Annotated in this window: 14 protein-coding genes; 6 read left to right on the top strand and 8 right to left on the bottom strand. The window is 32.9% G+C overall.

The features are described from left to right. Positions 1-21: 21 nt before the first annotated feature. From KQS_RS13600 to trhO, 6 genes are all read right to left on the bottom strand, one after another. Positions 22-2,340, bottom strand: a complete 2,319-nt coding sequence (locus KQS_RS13600) for a penicillin-binding protein 1A (protein ID WP_014389751.1) — start codon at positions 2,338-2,340, stop codon at positions 22-24. Between the two features lie 6 nt (positions 2,341-2,346). Then, a complete protein-coding gene (locus KQS_RS13605) occupies positions 2,347-2,835 on the bottom strand; it encodes a gliding motility lipoprotein GldH (RefSeq protein WP_014389752.1) in 489 nt (162 codons plus the stop codon). Beyond that, on the bottom strand, positions 2,828-3,988 hold the full coding sequence (locus tag KQS_RS13610; RefSeq protein ID WP_014389753.1) for a PSP1 domain-containing protein: 1,161 nt from the start codon (positions 3,986-3,988) through the stop codon (positions 2,828-2,830). The genes KQS_RS13605 and KQS_RS13610 overlap by 8 nt, the downstream gene beginning before the upstream one ends. Before the next feature lie 178 nt (positions 3,989-4,166). Beyond that, positions 4,167-4,397: a ferredoxin gene (locus KQS_RS13615; RefSeq protein WP_014389754.1), complete on the bottom strand. Its 231-nt coding sequence runs from the start codon at positions 4,395-4,397 to the stop codon at positions 4,167-4,169. Beyond that, the gene (locus tag KQS_RS13620) at positions 4,397-5,638 is read right to left on the bottom strand and encodes a peptidase U32 family protein (RefSeq protein WP_014389755.1); all 1,242 of its coding nucleotides are present in this window, start codon (positions 5,636-5,638) and stop codon (positions 4,397-4,399) included. Before KQS_RS13620 ends, KQS_RS13615 begins: the two co-directional genes overlap by 1 nt. A 1-nt stretch (position 5,639) precedes the next feature. Beyond that, positions 5,640-7,031 carry an oxygen-dependent tRNA uridine(34) hydroxylase TrhO gene (trhO, locus tag KQS_RS13625; protein WP_014389756.1) on the bottom strand — a complete coding sequence of 464 codons (1,392 nt, stop codon included), beginning with the start codon at positions 7,029-7,031 and terminating at the stop codon, positions 5,640-5,642. 244 nt (positions 7,032-7,275) lie between these two features. Here trhO and recA point away from each other — a divergent pair, with 244 nt between their 5' ends. The 4 genes from recA to KQS_RS13645 all read left to right on the top strand — a co-directional run bounded on the left by recA (position 7,276) and on the right by KQS_RS13645 (position 11,156). After that, entirely contained in the window at positions 7,276-8,277 is a 1,002-nt protein-coding gene (recA, locus tag KQS_RS13630) for a recombinase RecA (protein ID WP_014389757.1), read from the top strand. 91 nt (positions 8,278-8,368) lie between these two features. Beyond that, on the top strand, positions 8,369-8,782 hold the full coding sequence (locus tag KQS_RS13635) for a hypothetical protein (RefSeq protein ID WP_014389758.1): 414 nt from the start codon (positions 8,369-8,371) through the stop codon (positions 8,780-8,782). A 20-nt stretch (positions 8,783-8,802) separates the two neighbouring features. Next, a complete protein-coding gene (locus tag KQS_RS13640) occupies positions 8,803-9,342 on the top strand; it encodes an RNA polymerase sigma factor (RefSeq protein WP_014389759.1) in 540 nt (179 codons plus the stop codon). Continuing rightward, positions 9,339-11,156, top strand: coding sequence for a porin family protein (locus tag KQS_RS13645; RefSeq protein ID WP_014389760.1), 1,818 nt, complete (start codon positions 9,339-9,341; stop codon positions 11,154-11,156). The genes KQS_RS13640 and KQS_RS13645 overlap by 4 nt, the downstream gene beginning before the upstream one ends. A gap of 92 nt (positions 11,157-11,248) precedes the next feature. On the opposite strand, the gene KQS_RS13650 is transcribed toward KQS_RS13645, so the two are convergent. Further along, a complete protein-coding gene (locus tag KQS_RS13650) occupies positions 11,249-11,989 on the bottom strand; it encodes a lysophospholipid acyltransferase family protein (RefSeq protein WP_014389761.1) in 741 nt (246 codons plus the stop codon). 214 nt (positions 11,990-12,203) lie between these two features. Here KQS_RS13650 and trpS point away from each other — a divergent pair, with 214 nt between their 5' ends. Beyond that, on the top strand, positions 12,204-13,172 hold the full coding sequence (gene trpS, locus KQS_RS13655; protein ID WP_014389762.1) for a tryptophan--tRNA ligase: 969 nt from the start codon (positions 12,204-12,206) through the stop codon (positions 13,170-13,172). 35 nt (positions 13,173-13,207) lie between these two features. On the opposite strand, the gene dprA is transcribed toward trpS, so the two are convergent. Further along, the gene (gene dprA, locus KQS_RS13660) at positions 13,208-14,314 is read right to left on the bottom strand and encodes a DNA-processing protein DprA (protein ID WP_014389763.1); all 1,107 of its coding nucleotides are present in this window, start codon (positions 14,312-14,314) and stop codon (positions 13,208-13,210) included. A gap of 169 nt (positions 14,315-14,483) precedes the next feature. On the opposite strand from dprA, the gene KQS_RS13665 reads away from it, so the two are divergent. Continuing rightward, positions 14,484-15,461 (top strand): HU domain-containing protein, encoded by a 978-nt coding sequence (locus tag KQS_RS13665; RefSeq protein ID WP_014389764.1) that lies wholly within the window; start codon positions 14,484-14,486, stop codon positions 15,459-15,461. The last annotated feature ends 68 nt before the right edge of the window (positions 15,462-15,529 follow it).

Below are 15,529 nucleotides of genomic sequence, written 5' to 3' on the forward strand. Positions count from 1 at the left end.
AGTTTAGTTGTTTGTTATAAATTAAATACCCACATCGTTTGCGTCTGGTTGTGCATCAACAGGAACTGCAGTTGAATCGATTGCTGTTGAATCTAAAACCCTACTTGGTTCTGGTGCACAATCTACTGTTATTGAGAAATTGGCTGGTTTTTCAAATGGTTTTTGAGAAACATTTAAAGAAGTATCCGCCAAACATTTTCTCATAAAGATACCATAAATTGGCAAGGCCATTGTGGCTCCTTGACCGAGCGAGGTTTCCTTGAAATGGGCCGATCGATCTTCATTTCCTACCCAAACACCAGCGGCCAAGTTAGGCACCATACCAATAAACCATCCATCCGAATTGTTTTGTGAAGTCCCTGTTTTACCTGCTACAGGTCCTTTAATATTATAGGGCACGCCCGTTAAGAAATTGGATGGTGCTGAAGCAGCCCAACGTAAACGAGAACCTGTACCTGACTCAGTTACACCTTCCATTAATTTAATGACAGTGTAGGCTACATCTTTATTCACCACATCATGAGTCTCTGGAGTAGATTGATAAATGACTACTCCGTTTTTATCTTCAATTTTGGTAATTAATTGAGGTTTTACATACACCCCTTCATTGGCAAATGTACTGAAAGCTGCTACCATTTCTTCAACTGTAATTTCCACTGCACCAAGTGCAATGGCTGGACGATTAGGAATGTTAGCCGTAACTCCTAATTTTTTAGCCATATCAACAACTGCTGGGGCACCAACTTCATTAATTAGTCGGGCCGAAACCGTGTTAATTGAGTTGGCTAACGCTTTTTTCATGGAAACCAATCCTCTGAATTTACCATCAGAATTGTTAGGCGTCCAATCTTTATCGTTATTGTCTCCTTTAGGAATAGTAAATGGAGCATCTAAAATCATATCACAGGGCGATTTTCCTAATCGGTCAATGCAAGTGGCGTACACAAAAGGTTTAAAAGTTGAACCCACTTGACGTGCCCCTTGACCCACGTGATCGTATTGGAAATATTTATAATTGATTCCTCCTACCCAAGCTTTCACGTTTCCTGTTTGAGGTTCCATTGCCATCATTCCCGCTTGCAAGAAATGCTTATAGTACAAAATGGAATCTTTAGGTTTCATTATGGTATCGCGTTCTCCGTTCCAGGTAAACACCTTCATTTTGGTTTCCACATCAAACGATTTGATGATTTCTTCATCTGACTTTCCATTAATGCTCATGACACGCCATCTTTCTGAATTTTTCATGGCTTGTTTGATGATTTTATCCGTTTCTTCCGGTGTAATATCTAAAAACGGTGCATTTGGATTACTTTTTTGTCTTCTGAAAAACTCTTTCTGTAAATTTGATAGATGCTCACTAACCGCTTCTTCTGCATATTGTTGCATACGCGAGTCGATTGTGGTATAAATTTTTAACCCATCGGTATAAATATCATATTCTTCACCATCGTCGTTAGGGTTGTTTTTAACCCATTCTTTTAACTCTTCTCGAATGTATTCTCTAAAATAAGTAGCCATTCCTTCTGAATGACTTTCTGGTTTAAAATTAATTTTAACTGGTCTTTTCTTTAAAACTTCGGCAATTTCTTTTGTAATTACTTTGTTTTTCACCATTTGATCAAAAACAGTATTACGTCTATTTAATACTTTTTCTTTTCTTTTTTCTTTAGTAGGATTAAATAAAGCCGGATTTTTCAACATTCCTACAAACAAAGCGCTCTCTTCAATGGATAAATCTTTTGGCTCTTTATTCATGTAAATTTTAGCTGCCGAACGAATTCCTACGGCTCCATTTACAAAATCCACTTTATTAAGGTATAATGCAATAATTTCTTGTTTGGTATATTGACGTTCCAATTTCGTTGCAATAATCCATTCTTTACATTTTTGAATGATACGAAAAGGTAAAAACTTAGATCCTTCTCCGTGAAATAAATTTTTAGCTAATTGTTGGGTAATGGTACTGGCTCCTCCACTTCTTCCTAAACTTGAAACGGCTCTTAACGTTCCTCTGGCGTCAATTCCCGAATGTTCATAGAATCGTTCGTCTTCAGTTGCTACTAAAGCTTTAACCAAATGTGCTGGTAAATCTTCATATTTTACTGGTGTTCTGTTTTCTTTATAAAACTTACCAATTGTTTTTCCGTCAGAAGAAATAATTTCGGTAGCAATATTAGTATCTGGATTTTCTAATTCATCAAACGAAGGCATTTTGCCAAAAAATCCCCACGATGCTAAGAGGAAAAATAAAATTACTCCTCCAAATGAATAAAAGAAAAGTTTCCAAAACCTTCTTACATAATCAGAAAAATTTGCTTGATTATTCTTGGTTGCCATATATTTTTATTTTGTTTTTTCTATTCTAAATCCAACTTCTGTTACCCCTTCTAAATCTTGAACTCCAGTTACTCTTCCCGTTTGTCTTAAAGCATGTTCCACGTTTACAGTATATTTACCAACTTTAGAAAAACTAAAATTTTCTTTATACCATAATTTACTTTCCTTCACATCGGAAAAGCCTTTACCTAATAACGTTCCGTCTGGATTCGTCATTTGGTATTCTAAAGTGTCGACTAAAACTCTTCCTCCGGGCTCATTTAATGATACAATTACAAATAAATTATTGTACGGATAATCATTATTATTCCTCACATTAAGAAACATATTGTACTTGCTAATTGTATCTTTTTGTTCAAATGTAAAACTTGCTTTCTGATTTTTTTTCCATGTCCCATCGAATTCTCTGTATTCATCGAATACCTGAGCTTTATCACAGGCAAAAAAAACAAAAACTAGGCCAAACAGAGCTAACTTTATGAAAGTATTATTCATTTTTATCTTTCGTTGGTTTTCTTCTTTTCTTATTTTTATTCTTATTATTTTTCTTTTTAGGTTGATCAAAACGCGTTAAACTATCTTGACCAACAACATTTTCAAATTTTTTCTCAACTGAAGTTGAAGTAACTTCTTCTACATAATCTTCTAATTGTGCAATTTTCTTTCCTTGCTTATTAAGCGCTACAATTTGTTTCGCTTGATCCGCTTTAATCATGTGCCAATGCGCAGGATTATTAGCATAAGAAAACCACATCAGTCCTTTGAAAATATCTAGTTTTTGACAATACGCATCTCCTTTTTCGGTTAAAATTTTGGTATCCATATCTGGGAAACCTTTCAAGGCATCTAAATACGTATCCAATTCATAATTTAAACAACACTTTAATTTACCACATTGTCCTGCCAATTTTTGTGGATTTAAAGACAATTGTTGGTAACGTGCTGCTGATGTATTCACACTTCTAAAATCGGTTAACCAAGAAGAACAACACAATTCGCGACCACAAGATCCAATTCCTCCTAAACGCGCTGCTTCTTGACGGAAACCAACTTGCTTCATCTCAATTCGAATTTTAAATTCAGCTGCGTAATCTTTAATCAACTGACGAAAATCCACACGGTCATTGGCTGTATAATAAAATGTTGCTTTTGATGCATCACCTTGAAATTCGATATCAGATATTTTCATTTCTAAGTTTAATGCAATAGCCAACTCCCTTGCTCTTACCTGAATAGCTTCCTCTCTATTTCGTGCTTCTTGCCAAATATCAATATCTTTTTGAGTGGCTTTTCTGTAGATTTTTGGAATTTCACCTTTATAATCTACTTTCTTTTTATCCATTTGTACACGAACCAACTCACCAGTAAGAGATACTATCCCAACATCATGACCTGAAGCCGCCTCAGTAGCTACTACATCGCTAATGGACAATTGCAATTTTTCTGAATTTCTAAAAAATTCTTTTCTACCGTTTTTGAAGCGTACTTCTACACAATCAAAGGGTTCTTGTCCGCCTGGTAATGTCATGTTAGACAACCAATCAAAAACAGTTAATTTATTGCAGCTATCGGTGCCGCAAGTCCCATTATTTTTACATCCACGGGGCGTTCCATCATTAGAACCCGTTGAACAACTTGTACATGCCATATTTGAATATATATTGATCGTCCTCTTATTGGGACTACTTGTTCATTAATTAAGTTGGTAAAGATAGCATTTTTCAATGAATTGTAATAACGAAAATTTTATGCTAAAAGTATATTAAAAAGAAAAAACCTATCGAATTTAACTTCAATAGGTTTCTTATATTTTATATTCATTTACTCTAGGTTTCTTTAACAGATATGATGTGAACGGGACAGGCTTTTTCTGCTAATTCACAGGCTTCAAAAATCGTATGGTCGGGCGATTTTAAGGTGTGAAAACCTTTATTGTCTGTTGATTTTAACAAAACTGTCTTTCCGTCTTTTTTTGACATCTGAAATTGGGCTGGTGCAAATTCAACACAATAATTACAGCCAATACATTTATCTCTTTGTAGCGTAATAATTACCATTAGGCTTCCACTAATTTATACATTTTATCAGACAAACGCACTCTAAACGGCACTTTCAATGTTAAACTATCGCCTTTAGTTGCTTTTTCTAATTTAGAGTCATTCACCATCATGTCTTCCAAAACTAATTCTTGCACACCAGTACTTGGACCTGTAATCAAAATTTTATCCCCAATTTTAACATCATACGCTTCAATTTTGAATTCGGCTACACTTGATTTTGGAAAATAATGCATGCCTTTACCAATGTACACTTTCTTTTGTGTGGCATTGCTTCCAGGGTCTTTACTCCATTCTCCTAATTTTTGTCCTAAGTAATAGCCACTCCAAAATCCTCTGTTGTAAACCGTATTTAAGGTTTCCATCCATTGGGCAATTTTATCCTGAGAAAATGTTTTTTCATAGTAAGCATCTATGGCTTCACGATAGGTTTTTATAACCGTTGCTACATATTCTGGTGCTCGACCGCGGCCTTCGATTTTTAAAACTTTAATTCCAGAATCAATCACTTGATCTAGAAAATCGATGGTACATAAATCTTTAGGCGACATCATGTATTCGTTATCAATTTCGATTTCAAATCCAGATTCCTGATCGATAACCGTATATTTTTTTCTACAATTTTGTTTGCAAGCTCCGCGATTGGCAGAAGAATTATGAGAATGTAGACTTAAATAACATTTCCCAGAAACCGCCATACACAAAGCACCATGACCAAATATTTCAATTTCAACTAAATTCCCACTTGGACCTTTAATCTGTTCTTTTTCAATTTGTTCGGTGATTTTTTTTACTTGACGTAAACTTAATTCTCGAGATAATACAATAGTATCGGCAAATAAAGCATAAAATTTAACCGTTTCTATATTAGTCACATTGACTTGTGTAGAAATATGCACTTCCATACCAATACTACGTGCGGTCATAATTACGGCTTGATCCGCAGCAATAACCGCTGTAATATTTGCTTCTTTAGCTTTATTTAAAAGTGTTTTTACAATCGATAAGTCGTGATCGTATATAATGGTGTTTAACGTCAAATACGTTCTCACGTTTTTTTCTTGACAACGACGTGCAATTTCAGGTAAATCATCTAACGTAAAATTCATTGTTGCACGCGCACGCATGTTCAATTGCTCAACCCCAAAATATACCGAGTCACATCCATTATCTAAGGCTGCTTGCAGAGATTCAAAATTTCCTGCAGGTGCCATTAATTCAATTCTTCCTGTTGTGGTCATCTTAATTTAAAACTTTATATAATTTATCAGAAGCACGCACTTTAAAAGGAACCGACATCGTCACTTTATCTCCAGCAACAGCATTAGTTCCTGGTTGGCCATTTACATACATGTTTTCCACCACCAATTCTTGTTCACCAGTCGTTGGACCCGAAATCAATACCTTGTCCCCTAATTGCAATTCGGCTTTTTCTAAAATAAATTGACCCACTTGCGATTTAGAATAGTAATGTTGGCCTTTACCTACTAATACTTTTTTCTGAGCAATGCGTTGGCGAAGTGTTTTCGTTTTTGGTTCAAAAACTGTAGCACCTACATTAAAATCGGTTGCTTTTGCCAAAGAAACACCTTCCAATTGACCGGAATGTTTAAACTTTAATGCTTCCGATTTTCCCTTTCTAAAAATTTTATTACCCACTTGTTTTCCCGCACGTAACGCCACTTGTTCTGCTAATGGTAAATGTGTGATTTCTAGACATTCGGTAGAACAGCAATGTTCCATTTTTTCTGCACAAGCTTCACACTGAATAAACAACAAATGACAACCATCGTTAGCACAATTGGTGTGCACATCACATGGCGTTCCACATTGGTGGCATTGGGCAATAATATCATCGGTGATTCGTTCTCCTAAACGGTGATCGAACACAAAATTCTTACCTATAAATTTACTTTCTAAACCTTCTTCTTTGATTTGTTTGGCGTAATTAATAATACCGCCTTCCAACTGAAAAACATTTTTAAAACCTTGATGTTTAAAATAGGCCGAAGCTTTTTCACAACGAATGCCACCTGTGCAATACATCACGAGGTTTTTATCTTCTTTAAAATCTTTTAATTGTTCATTGATAATAGGAAGCGATTCGCGAAACGTTTCCACATCTGGGGTAATGGCGCCTTTAAAATGACCCACTTCACTTTCGTAATGGTTTCTAAAATCAACTACAATGGTGTTCGGATCGTCTAAAATTTCATTGAATGCTTTAGCATTTAAGTGCACTCCTTTGTTGGTTACATCAAAGGTTTCATCGTTTAATCCATCAGCCACAATTTTATGTCGGACTTTAATCGTCAATTTTAAAAACGAATGGTCGTCATGTTCCACAGCCACATTTAAGCGGATGCCTTTCATGAAATCGTAGGCTTCTAAAGTATCTCTAAACGCTTCGAAATTTTCTGCCGGCACCGACATTTGGGCGTTAATACCCTCTTTGGCTACATAAATTCGACCCAAAGCATCTAATTTATTCCAAGCTAAAAATAATTCGTTACGAAATTGTTGAGGATCTACAATGTGCGCGTATTGGTAGAAAGATAGCGTCAAACGTTGTTGACCTGCGTCGTCAATTAAACGCGCTCTTTCTTCTGCGCTTAAGGTGTTATACAGTTGCATGCTATAAACGTTAAGTGAGAAATTACTAAAATTAACGAACTCTAAATGGAAGAATTCGGGCGCAAAGTTAAAAATTTTATTAAAAGTTTCCATGTAAATTTTAATTATTTAATTTTTAAACACTTAGATGTTTAAGAGTAGTTTTATAGCTTTAATTTTAGAGCTATTTAAACTTCAATAAATCTTATCAACAATTTTTGTTAGGGCCAAAAAAAGATTTATTTTTACAGAAATATTTAAAGTTATGAGTTCAGAAAAAGAAGCCAAATTAAAAGCCTTACAATTAACGTTAGACAAGTTAGACAAAACCTATGGTAAAGGAACAGTAATGAAAATGGGAGATTCTGCTGTTGAAGAAGTAGAAGTTATTTCATCAGGTTCATTAGGTTTAGACCTTGCCTTAGGGGTAGGTGGTTACCCAAAAGGGAGAATCATTGAAATTTATGGTCCAGAATCATCAGGTAAAACAACGTTAACACTACACGCCATTGCTGAAGCTCAAAAAGCTGGAGGAATTGCAGCCTTTATTGATGCAGAACATGCCTTTGACCGATTTTATGCCGAAAAATTAGGTGTTGATATTGATAATTTAATTATTTCGCAACCGGATAACGGAGAACAAGCCTTAGAAATTGCAGAAAGTTTAATTCGCTCAGGAGCTGTAGATATCGTGGTAATCGACTCAGTTGCAGCATTAACGCCAAAAAGTGAAATAGAAGGCGATATGGGAGACAGTAAAATGGGATTACATGCTCGTTTAATGTCACAAGCGTTGCGTAAATTAACCGGAACGATTCACAAAACAAACTGTACCGTTTTCTTCATTAACCAGTTACGTGATAAAATTGGGGTAATGTTCGGAAATCCCGAAACAACTACCGGTGGAAATGCCTTAAAATTCTATGCATCAGTTCGTGTAGACATTCGTAAATCGTCACAAATTAAAGACGGTGAAAATGTAATTGGTAACCGCGCCAAAGTAAAAATTGTTAAAAACAAAGTAGCACCACCTTTTAGAACAGCCGAGTTTGACATTATGTATGGCGAAGGGGTTTCAAAAGTAGGTGAAGTATTGGATTTAGCGGTTGAATTTGAAATTATCAAAAAAAGTGGTTCTTGGTTTAGTTATGGAGAAACTAAATTAGGACAAGGTAGAGATGCCGTTAAACAATTAATAAAAGATAATCCAGAATTAATGGATGAAGTAGAGGCAAAAATAAAAGAAACCTTGAAAGAGCAAGAATAAAATTAAATCCCGAAAAAATCGGGATTTTTTTTTGCTTTTAACGCAACCTTTTTACTTAAATTGCATCTATATAATATAAATTAAAAAACTCATGAAAAAAATATTATCTCTTTTAAGTTTATTTATTGTGTTGATTTCCTGCTCAACTGATACAGATGAAACAAATGTTCGTTATGAATTAATACCCATTCAAAATGTTACAATAAGTGATCACCTTTTAGTTGGAGAAGCAAATCAAATAACAGTTCAATATAATAGACCATCCGATTGTCATGGATTTAATGGATTTTATTATGAAAAAAATGGATTTACAAGAACAATAGCTGTTCAAAATTATGTTTATGAAAGAGAAGGTTGCTCACCCCTAACAAATGAATTAAGAGAAGAAGTACTTGAATTTAAGCCTACTGAAGTTGGAACTTATACATTTAAATTTTGGCAAGGTAAAGATAGTAACGGTAACGATATTTTCTTAGAATTACAAAGAGACGCAATTATAGAATAATCATATATAAACAAACATGAATGTTAGAACAACTCTTACATGAATGCAAAAAAAATAATACGCAAGCACAAGGACAATTGTACAAACTTTTAGCTCCAAAGTTGTTTGCTGTATGTTTGAAGTATTCCAGGAGTTATGAAGAAGCACAAGATCATTTACAAGAAAGTTTTTTAATAATTTTTAATAAAATTGGACAATTTAACAACGAAGGATCTTTTGAAGGATGGGCAAAAAGAGTAGTTGTGAACTATGTTTTACAACAATATAGAACACAAGGTGTGTTTTTTGAAATTGTCAGCGAAAAAATTCCTGAAGAAGAAAATGTTGAAATTGATGATGATGAAATTTCAATGGATTATTTGTTAAAAATTATTCAAGAATTACCAGACAGGTATAGACTTGTTTTTAATTTATACACTATAGATGGTTATTCGCACAAAGAAATAGCGCAAATGTTAGGTATTTCAGAGGGAACCTCTAAGTCAAATCTAGCAAGAGCAAAGATGATTTTAAAAGATAAACTACAACATTCGCAAAATGTTTTTTCAAAATTTAAATGAAAGAAAATAAAAACATAGAAAGATTATTTCAGGAAAAATTTAAAGATTTTGAAGTTACTCCCCCTGATTTTGTTTGGGAAAACATTCAATCTAAGCTTCATCCTGAAGAGAAGAAAAGAAGAATAGTACCTCTTTGGTTTAAAGTAGGTTCAATTGCTGCTTCTTTAACTTTGCTGTTTTCATTAATTTTTCTAACTAATTATAATGAAAATGAGAACGCTTTTGAAATTATAAATAGTAACTCAAAAAAACAACAAACGGTAAGTAGAAGTAACAACTCAACAAAAATAAATAAAGAAAAAAACCCAACAGCAACTTCTACTATTTTAAATTCAACACATACTAAAAATCACACAACTGATAAAAATATAAACAATGGAAGTTATGTTTCAAATTCAAACAAAGAATATGACAACAAGAACAACTATCCAACTAAAAAAACACTTGCCCAACCCCATTCAAAGTTTACTTCTACTGAAGTTTTGGTAGTTAATAATAAAAACAAAGGAAAATCAACAAATGCTTTAATAGATAAAGACAAGTCCTTAAACAACAATGCCGTAACTTATACTTCTACTAAAAAGAAAAACAAATCTAAAAAAACATTTAAAAACATTGAAAATGGCAACTTGTATTTTGACTTAAATTCAGGTTTGTCTAGTAACAATACCAATCTTTCAACCAAAGAAAAGAAACGATTTAAAAAACATTTATCTAATAAGGAAACTAATTTCAACGTACTAGAAGATGGGCTTGAAATTAATTCTAATACCATCACAGATAATTCAACCAATAATAAAACGAAATCGTTTACAGAAAAAGTTACTAATTCAATTTTAACAGAAAATACAATTGAAAATACAATCAACAATTCTTCAAATAACACAGTAGCCGATATAAATTCAACCGGTTCAAATTCGTTAAATGAGGTTGGTAAAAACATAGAAAATACTGACACCTTATCTTCGGGTGTTGTAGCCAATGCAATTGCTAAAGATACTTTACCTCTAGTAAATGTAGAACAAGCAGAAAATCCATTGGAAAAATTGCTAAAAGAAAAAGAAGATAACAAAAAAATTGCTGATGAGAAAGAAAAACTGAGTAAATGGGCGGTAAACAGTAATGTTACGCCTGTTTACTTTAATTCTTTCACTGAAGGTTCTCCTATTTCGGAAGATTTTATAACCAACACAAAAAACTTTAATAATTCATTAAGTTATGGTGTAGGTGTTACTTATCAAATCAATAAAAAATTGGCTATAAAAACAGGAATTAATAATTTATCTCTTGATTATGACACTCAAGATGTTGCTTATTATACCAGTTACAAAGAACAAAATACAGCAAAAACTAACATTCAACGAAATGAAAAAAGTAAATATATAGTACTAGAAAACCAAAAAAGAACTTCTGTTAATTTAATTGAAAATCAAGTTCTTATTTCTGGACAAAATGAAGGGTATTTAAATCAAAAAATGCAATATTTAGAACTACCTGTAGAACTTTCATACTCCTTAATTAACAAAAAATTCGGGGTGGCTTTAAAAGGTGGTTTTAGTACTTTAATTTTGACAGAAAATAAAATTTCAATGGTATCAGAATCACAACAAATGGAGATAGGAAAGGCAACAAATCTAAACAATATGCATTTTAGCACCAATTTAGGATTAGGTTTTAGTTACAATTTTATTAAAAACTTTCAATTGAATTTAGAACCTATGTTAAAATACCAAATCAACGCTTTTACTACTAATTCTGGCAACTTTAAACCGTACATTGTAGGTATAAGTACAGGTTTAAGTTATAAATTTTAAAAATTGGGTTGGTTATAAATTTTAGTTAAGGTGTTTCAATCCTTTGAATAGTAAAGATTGAAACTGAAAAAGCACCTCGCCAAGGTGCTTTTTTAATTTACATCACTTTCTAAGTCTTTTAATATCAATTGTCTTACTTGATTTTTTAAGGTGTTTTTGTCTTCTAAAGTCAACCCTTTAGTCTCTATAGGTGGATGAATCTGTGCTCTCATTTTTCCTGGTGAACCACTAAAAAAAGTATATGAAAAACGTTTTTTATTATCAAAAAAAGTCATGGGTAAAATCGCTAATTCATGTTCAATTGCAATTCTAAAAGCACCATCTTTAAATTCGTCTAAAATAATATGCTCCTCAGGCACTCCTCCTTCAGGGAATATACAAATACTCAACCCTTGATTTATTCTTTTTTGCGCTCGTTCAAAAACCTCATATCTACTCTTGCTGCTGTTCCGATCTACCATTATACACACTCTTTTATAGATAAAACCAAAAATTGGTATGCGTTCTAATTCTTTTTTTCCCACAAAAACAAAAGGATGATTTTGAACCGCTATCAACATTAACATAATATCCGTCATTGAGGTATGATTAGCTACAAGCATATAACTTTTACCCTCTTCAAAAAATTCTTGACCTTTTATAGAATACCTAAAACCCATTCCTACTAAAACCACTTTAGCCCATAAGCGTGCAATTTTAAAAAACAACGGATACGTTTTTTCTTTGTAAATAGTTATAAAAATTAAAGGAAATAAAACCAATATAGGCACTAATACCAATATATAAAACCAAATTCTATACAATAAAGTTAGCGGATACTTTAAAAAATTCATGTTTGTTATTTATCTGTAACACAAATATAACATTTCCATCGACAACCACACCTGTCTTCCGCTCTATCTTTTTTCGCCTAGCTTATAGCCCATAGAAAAAAGGATGCCGCTTCAACCAGGGTTATAAAACACCTTTTTCATTTCAAAAGAAATAAAAAGAACATTCTTTCACTTTTAACGAAACCGTGTATCTTTGCAAAAAACAAAATCACCTATGTCAAAAATTTTAACAGGCGTACAAAGTACGGGCACACCTCACTTAGGAAATTTGTTGGGCGCAATTTTACCTGCTATAGAAATGGCAAATAACCCTGCAAATGAATCATTTTTATTTATTGCCGATTTGCATTCGGTAACCCAAATTAAAGATGGAAAAACATTACGTGAAAACACCTATAGTGTAGCTGCCACTTGGCTTGCCTGTGGATTAGATGTAAATAAAGTTGTTTTTTACCGTCAGTCCGATGTGCCTCAAACCGCGGAATTGTCTTGGTATTTAAGTTGTTTCTTTCCTTTCCAACGTTTAACATTGGCTCATTCTTTTAAAGATAAAGCCGACCGTTTAGACGATGTAAATGCCGGATTATTTACCTATCCTATGTTAATGGCTGCTGATATTTTATTATATGATGCCGAATTTGTTCCTGTAGGTAAAGATCAATTACAACATTTAGAAATTACCCGTGATGTAGCCTCACGTTTTAATCATCAAATGGGTGAAACGTTTGTTTTACCTGAAGCTAAAATTGATGATAATGTGATGATTATTCCTGGTACCGACGGGGAAAAAATGAGTAAATCACGTAACAATTTTATCAACATCTTTTTAGACGATAAAGCGTTACTAAAACAAATTAAAACCATTCAAACGGATAGCACACCTTTAGAAGAACCTAAAAATCCTGATACTTGTAACGTGTTTGCTTTATATAGATTATTAGGAACTCCAGAACAAGTAGCCGCTATGCGAGCGAATTATGAAGGCGGAAACTACGGATATGGGCATGCTAAGCAGGCATTATATGATTTAATTGTAGAAAAATTTGCAAAAGAAAGAGCACAATACACGCATTATATGAACAACCTTGAAGAAGTGGACCAATTACTTTTTGAAGGGGCAAAAAAAGCAGGAATGGTTGCTGATGGGGTATTGAAAAGAGTTCGAGAAAAACTAGGATTTTAATAAAAAAATGAAGCCGTTCAATAGAACGGCTTTTTTTATATTGCTTCAAATAATTTTCCGGGTAACGGTCTTATTACACCTTTTAATTCCATATTCAATAAATGAGTACTCACTTTAAAAATGGGTAAATCACATTGTAAAGCAATTAAGTCCAATAGTTCTTTTCCATTTTTTATTAAAAAATCATATATTTTTTGTTCTTCTTCTCCTAAAGAAACAAATAATTGTTTTTGAATGGCTTTCTCTTCTTTTTTGGATGCAACATCCCAATTAAGCATATAAATTAAATCCGCCGCAGAAGTTAACATATTGGCGCGTTGCGTTTTAATTAAAGTATTACAACCCTGACTGTATTTATCTGTACTTCTTCCCGGAACTGCAAATACATCTCTATTATAGTCATTAGCCACATTAGCCGTAATTAAAGAACCGCCTTTATCAGCACTTTCAATTACAACAGTTGCTTCACACATACCGGCTACTATTCGATTTCGTTTTACAAAATTTTCTCTATCTGGATTAGAAGTACTCCAATATTCCGTCATAAAACCACCATGTTCTTCCATTCTACTTACATATCTTTTATGTACTTTGGGATAAACTTGATTGAGACCATGTGCCAATACACCTATGGTTTGCAATCCTTCCTCCATTGCTGCTTGATGCGCCACTATATCAACGCCATAGGCAAATCCACTGACAATAATTGGATTTAAAGGCGCTAAATCCGCAATTAATTTTTTGGTAAATTCCGTGCCATACGACGTAATTTGTCGAGTACCAACAATACTGATTAAATGTTGTTTTTGAATGTTGATATTGCCACTCTGAAACAACAGCACGGGACCATCAATACAATGTTTTAATTTTTCTGGATATGATGTTTCTAAATAACTAATACAACTGATAGATTCCTTCTCTAAAAAAAGAAGTTCTTTTTCAGCCAAATTAAAATGATTTTTTATTTGTAAATTCTTGTAAAGTATTTCTCCTATTCCATCGATTGAAAGGATTTGTTTTCTTTTTGCTTTAAAAATAGCTTCAGCAGAACCAAAATGGGAAAGTAATTTTTTGGCAACAATATCACCTACTCCGTCCACTTGCATTAACGCAAGTAAATGAAACAATTCGTTTTGTAACATGGCGTATAAATTTTAAAAGGCTTATAATCAAAGTACAAATATAAGAGATATACGTAAATCTTCAACTATATTTTTATAAGAATTTATTGAAAGCTTATAAATTTTAAATTGTTAATAAAAATTGTTGATAAAATTTTGAATTTGTCTTTGAATACTTAATTTTGCTTATATGAAGATAGAGAAATACATATCGGCTTTATTATATAGATATCAATGTGTTACTGTTCCTGGGTTTGGTGCGTTTTTAACAGAATGGCAATCGGCGCAGGTAATAGAAGGACAACATTCATTCATTCCGCCTAGAAAAATAGTTTCTTTTAATTCAAACATTAAAAGTAATGATGGTTTATTAGCCAATCACATTGCATTAACTGAAAAAATTAGTTACGATCAGGCGTTATCTAAAATCAATTATCAAGTTAATTTTTGGCTTGAAAAACTGCAAAACAAAGAAACGCTTTCTTTAGAAAACATTGGTGATATTTTAGTAAATAATGAGAACAATTGGGTGTTTAAACCAAATCAGGCTATAAATTATTTAACCGATTCTTTTGGGTTATCAAGTTTTAATTCACCAGAAATTCAGCGTGAAGTAAAACAAGTGGAAACTCCAATCGAAACACCAACGCTAACTTTAGTTGAAGAAGAGCATATTGAAGAAAACAATGAAGTAATTGCATTACCTCAAACTGCTGTTAAATCAAATACAAATTGGTTAAAATACGCAGCCGCTGTGGCAATATTTGCTTCTGCGGGTACTTTTGGTTATAAATATTATTACGACTACTCTATTGAACAAAAAACATTGTTAGTTGAAAAAACAGTTCAAGAACAAATCAATAAAAAAATTCAAGAAGCTACGTTCATAATTCCAAATCCAACGCAAAGTGTTGATTTAACTATTGAAAAACCTGAAATCAAACCTTATCATGTGATTGCTGCGGCTTTTAGAAGTGAAAACAATGCAAAAAAAGCAATGGAAGAATTAAAAAAACAAGGGTATTTAAATGCAACTGTTTTACCTATTACGAAACATAATTTATATCCTGTTGCTTTTGAAAGTTTTTCAACTCTATCTGAAGCAAATAAATTAAAAAATAAAATTATAACAGAGCATGCTATAGACGCTTGGTTAAAAATAGATTAATCCCATATTTTTGGGATTTTTTTATGTCTTTATTTAAAAGTCGTTGTTATCTTTGTATAAAAAATAGA

The sequence above is a fragment of the Flavobacterium indicum GPTSA100-9 = DSM 17447 genome, from assembly GCF_000455605.1.
GTDB lineage: Bacteria > Bacteroidota > Bacteroidia > Flavobacteriales > Flavobacteriaceae > Flavobacterium > Flavobacterium indicum.

What these genes read in the sequence shown, in the direction of transcription:
- KQS_RS13600 (WP_014389751.1), bottom strand. Translation starts at nt 2,340, where the DNA reads ATGGCAACCAAGAATAATCAAGCAAATTTTTCTGATTATGTAAGAAGG.
- KQS_RS13605 (WP_014389752.1), bottom strand. Translation starts at nt 2,835, where the DNA reads ATGAATAATACTTTCATAAAGTTAGCTCTGTTTGGCCTAGTTTTTGTT.
- KQS_RS13610 (WP_014389753.1), bottom strand. Translation starts at nt 3,988, where the DNA reads ATGGCATGTACAAGTTGTTCAACGGGTTCTAATGATGGAACGCCCCGT.
- KQS_RS13615 (WP_014389754.1), bottom strand. Translation starts at nt 4,397, where the DNA reads ATGGTAATTATTACGCTACAAAGAGATAAATGTATTGGCTGTAATTAT.
- KQS_RS13620 (WP_014389755.1), bottom strand. Translation starts at nt 5,638, where the DNA reads ATGACCACAACAGGAAGAATTGAATTAATGGCACCTGCAGGAAATTTT.
- trhO (WP_014389756.1), bottom strand. Translation starts at nt 7,031, where the DNA reads ATGCAACTGTATAACACCTTAAGCGCAGAAGAAAGAGCGCGTTTAATT.
- recA (WP_014389757.1), top strand. Translation starts at nt 7,276, where the DNA reads ATGAGTTCAGAAAAAGAAGCCAAATTAAAAGCCTTACAATTAACGTTA.
- KQS_RS13635 (WP_014389758.1), top strand. Translation starts at nt 8,369, where the DNA reads ATGAAAAAAATATTATCTCTTTTAAGTTTATTTATTGTGTTGATTTCC.
- KQS_RS13640 (WP_014389759.1), top strand. Translation starts at nt 8,803, where the DNA reads ATGTTAGAACAACTCTTACATGAATGCAAAAAAAATAATACGCAAGCA.
- KQS_RS13645 (WP_014389760.1), top strand. Translation starts at nt 9,339, where the DNA reads ATGAAAGAAAATAAAAACATAGAAAGATTATTTCAGGAAAAATTTAAA.
- KQS_RS13650 (WP_014389761.1), bottom strand. Translation starts at nt 11,989, where the DNA reads ATGAATTTTTTAAAGTATCCGCTAACTTTATTGTATAGAATTTGGTTT.
- trpS (WP_014389762.1), top strand. Translation starts at nt 12,204, where the DNA reads ATGTCAAAAATTTTAACAGGCGTACAAAGTACGGGCACACCTCACTTA.
- dprA (WP_014389763.1), bottom strand. Translation starts at nt 14,314, where the DNA reads ATGTTACAAAACGAATTGTTTCATTTACTTGCGTTAATGCAAGTGGAC.
- KQS_RS13665 (WP_014389764.1), top strand. Translation starts at nt 14,484, where the DNA reads ATGAAGATAGAGAAATACATATCGGCTTTATTATATAGATATCAATGT.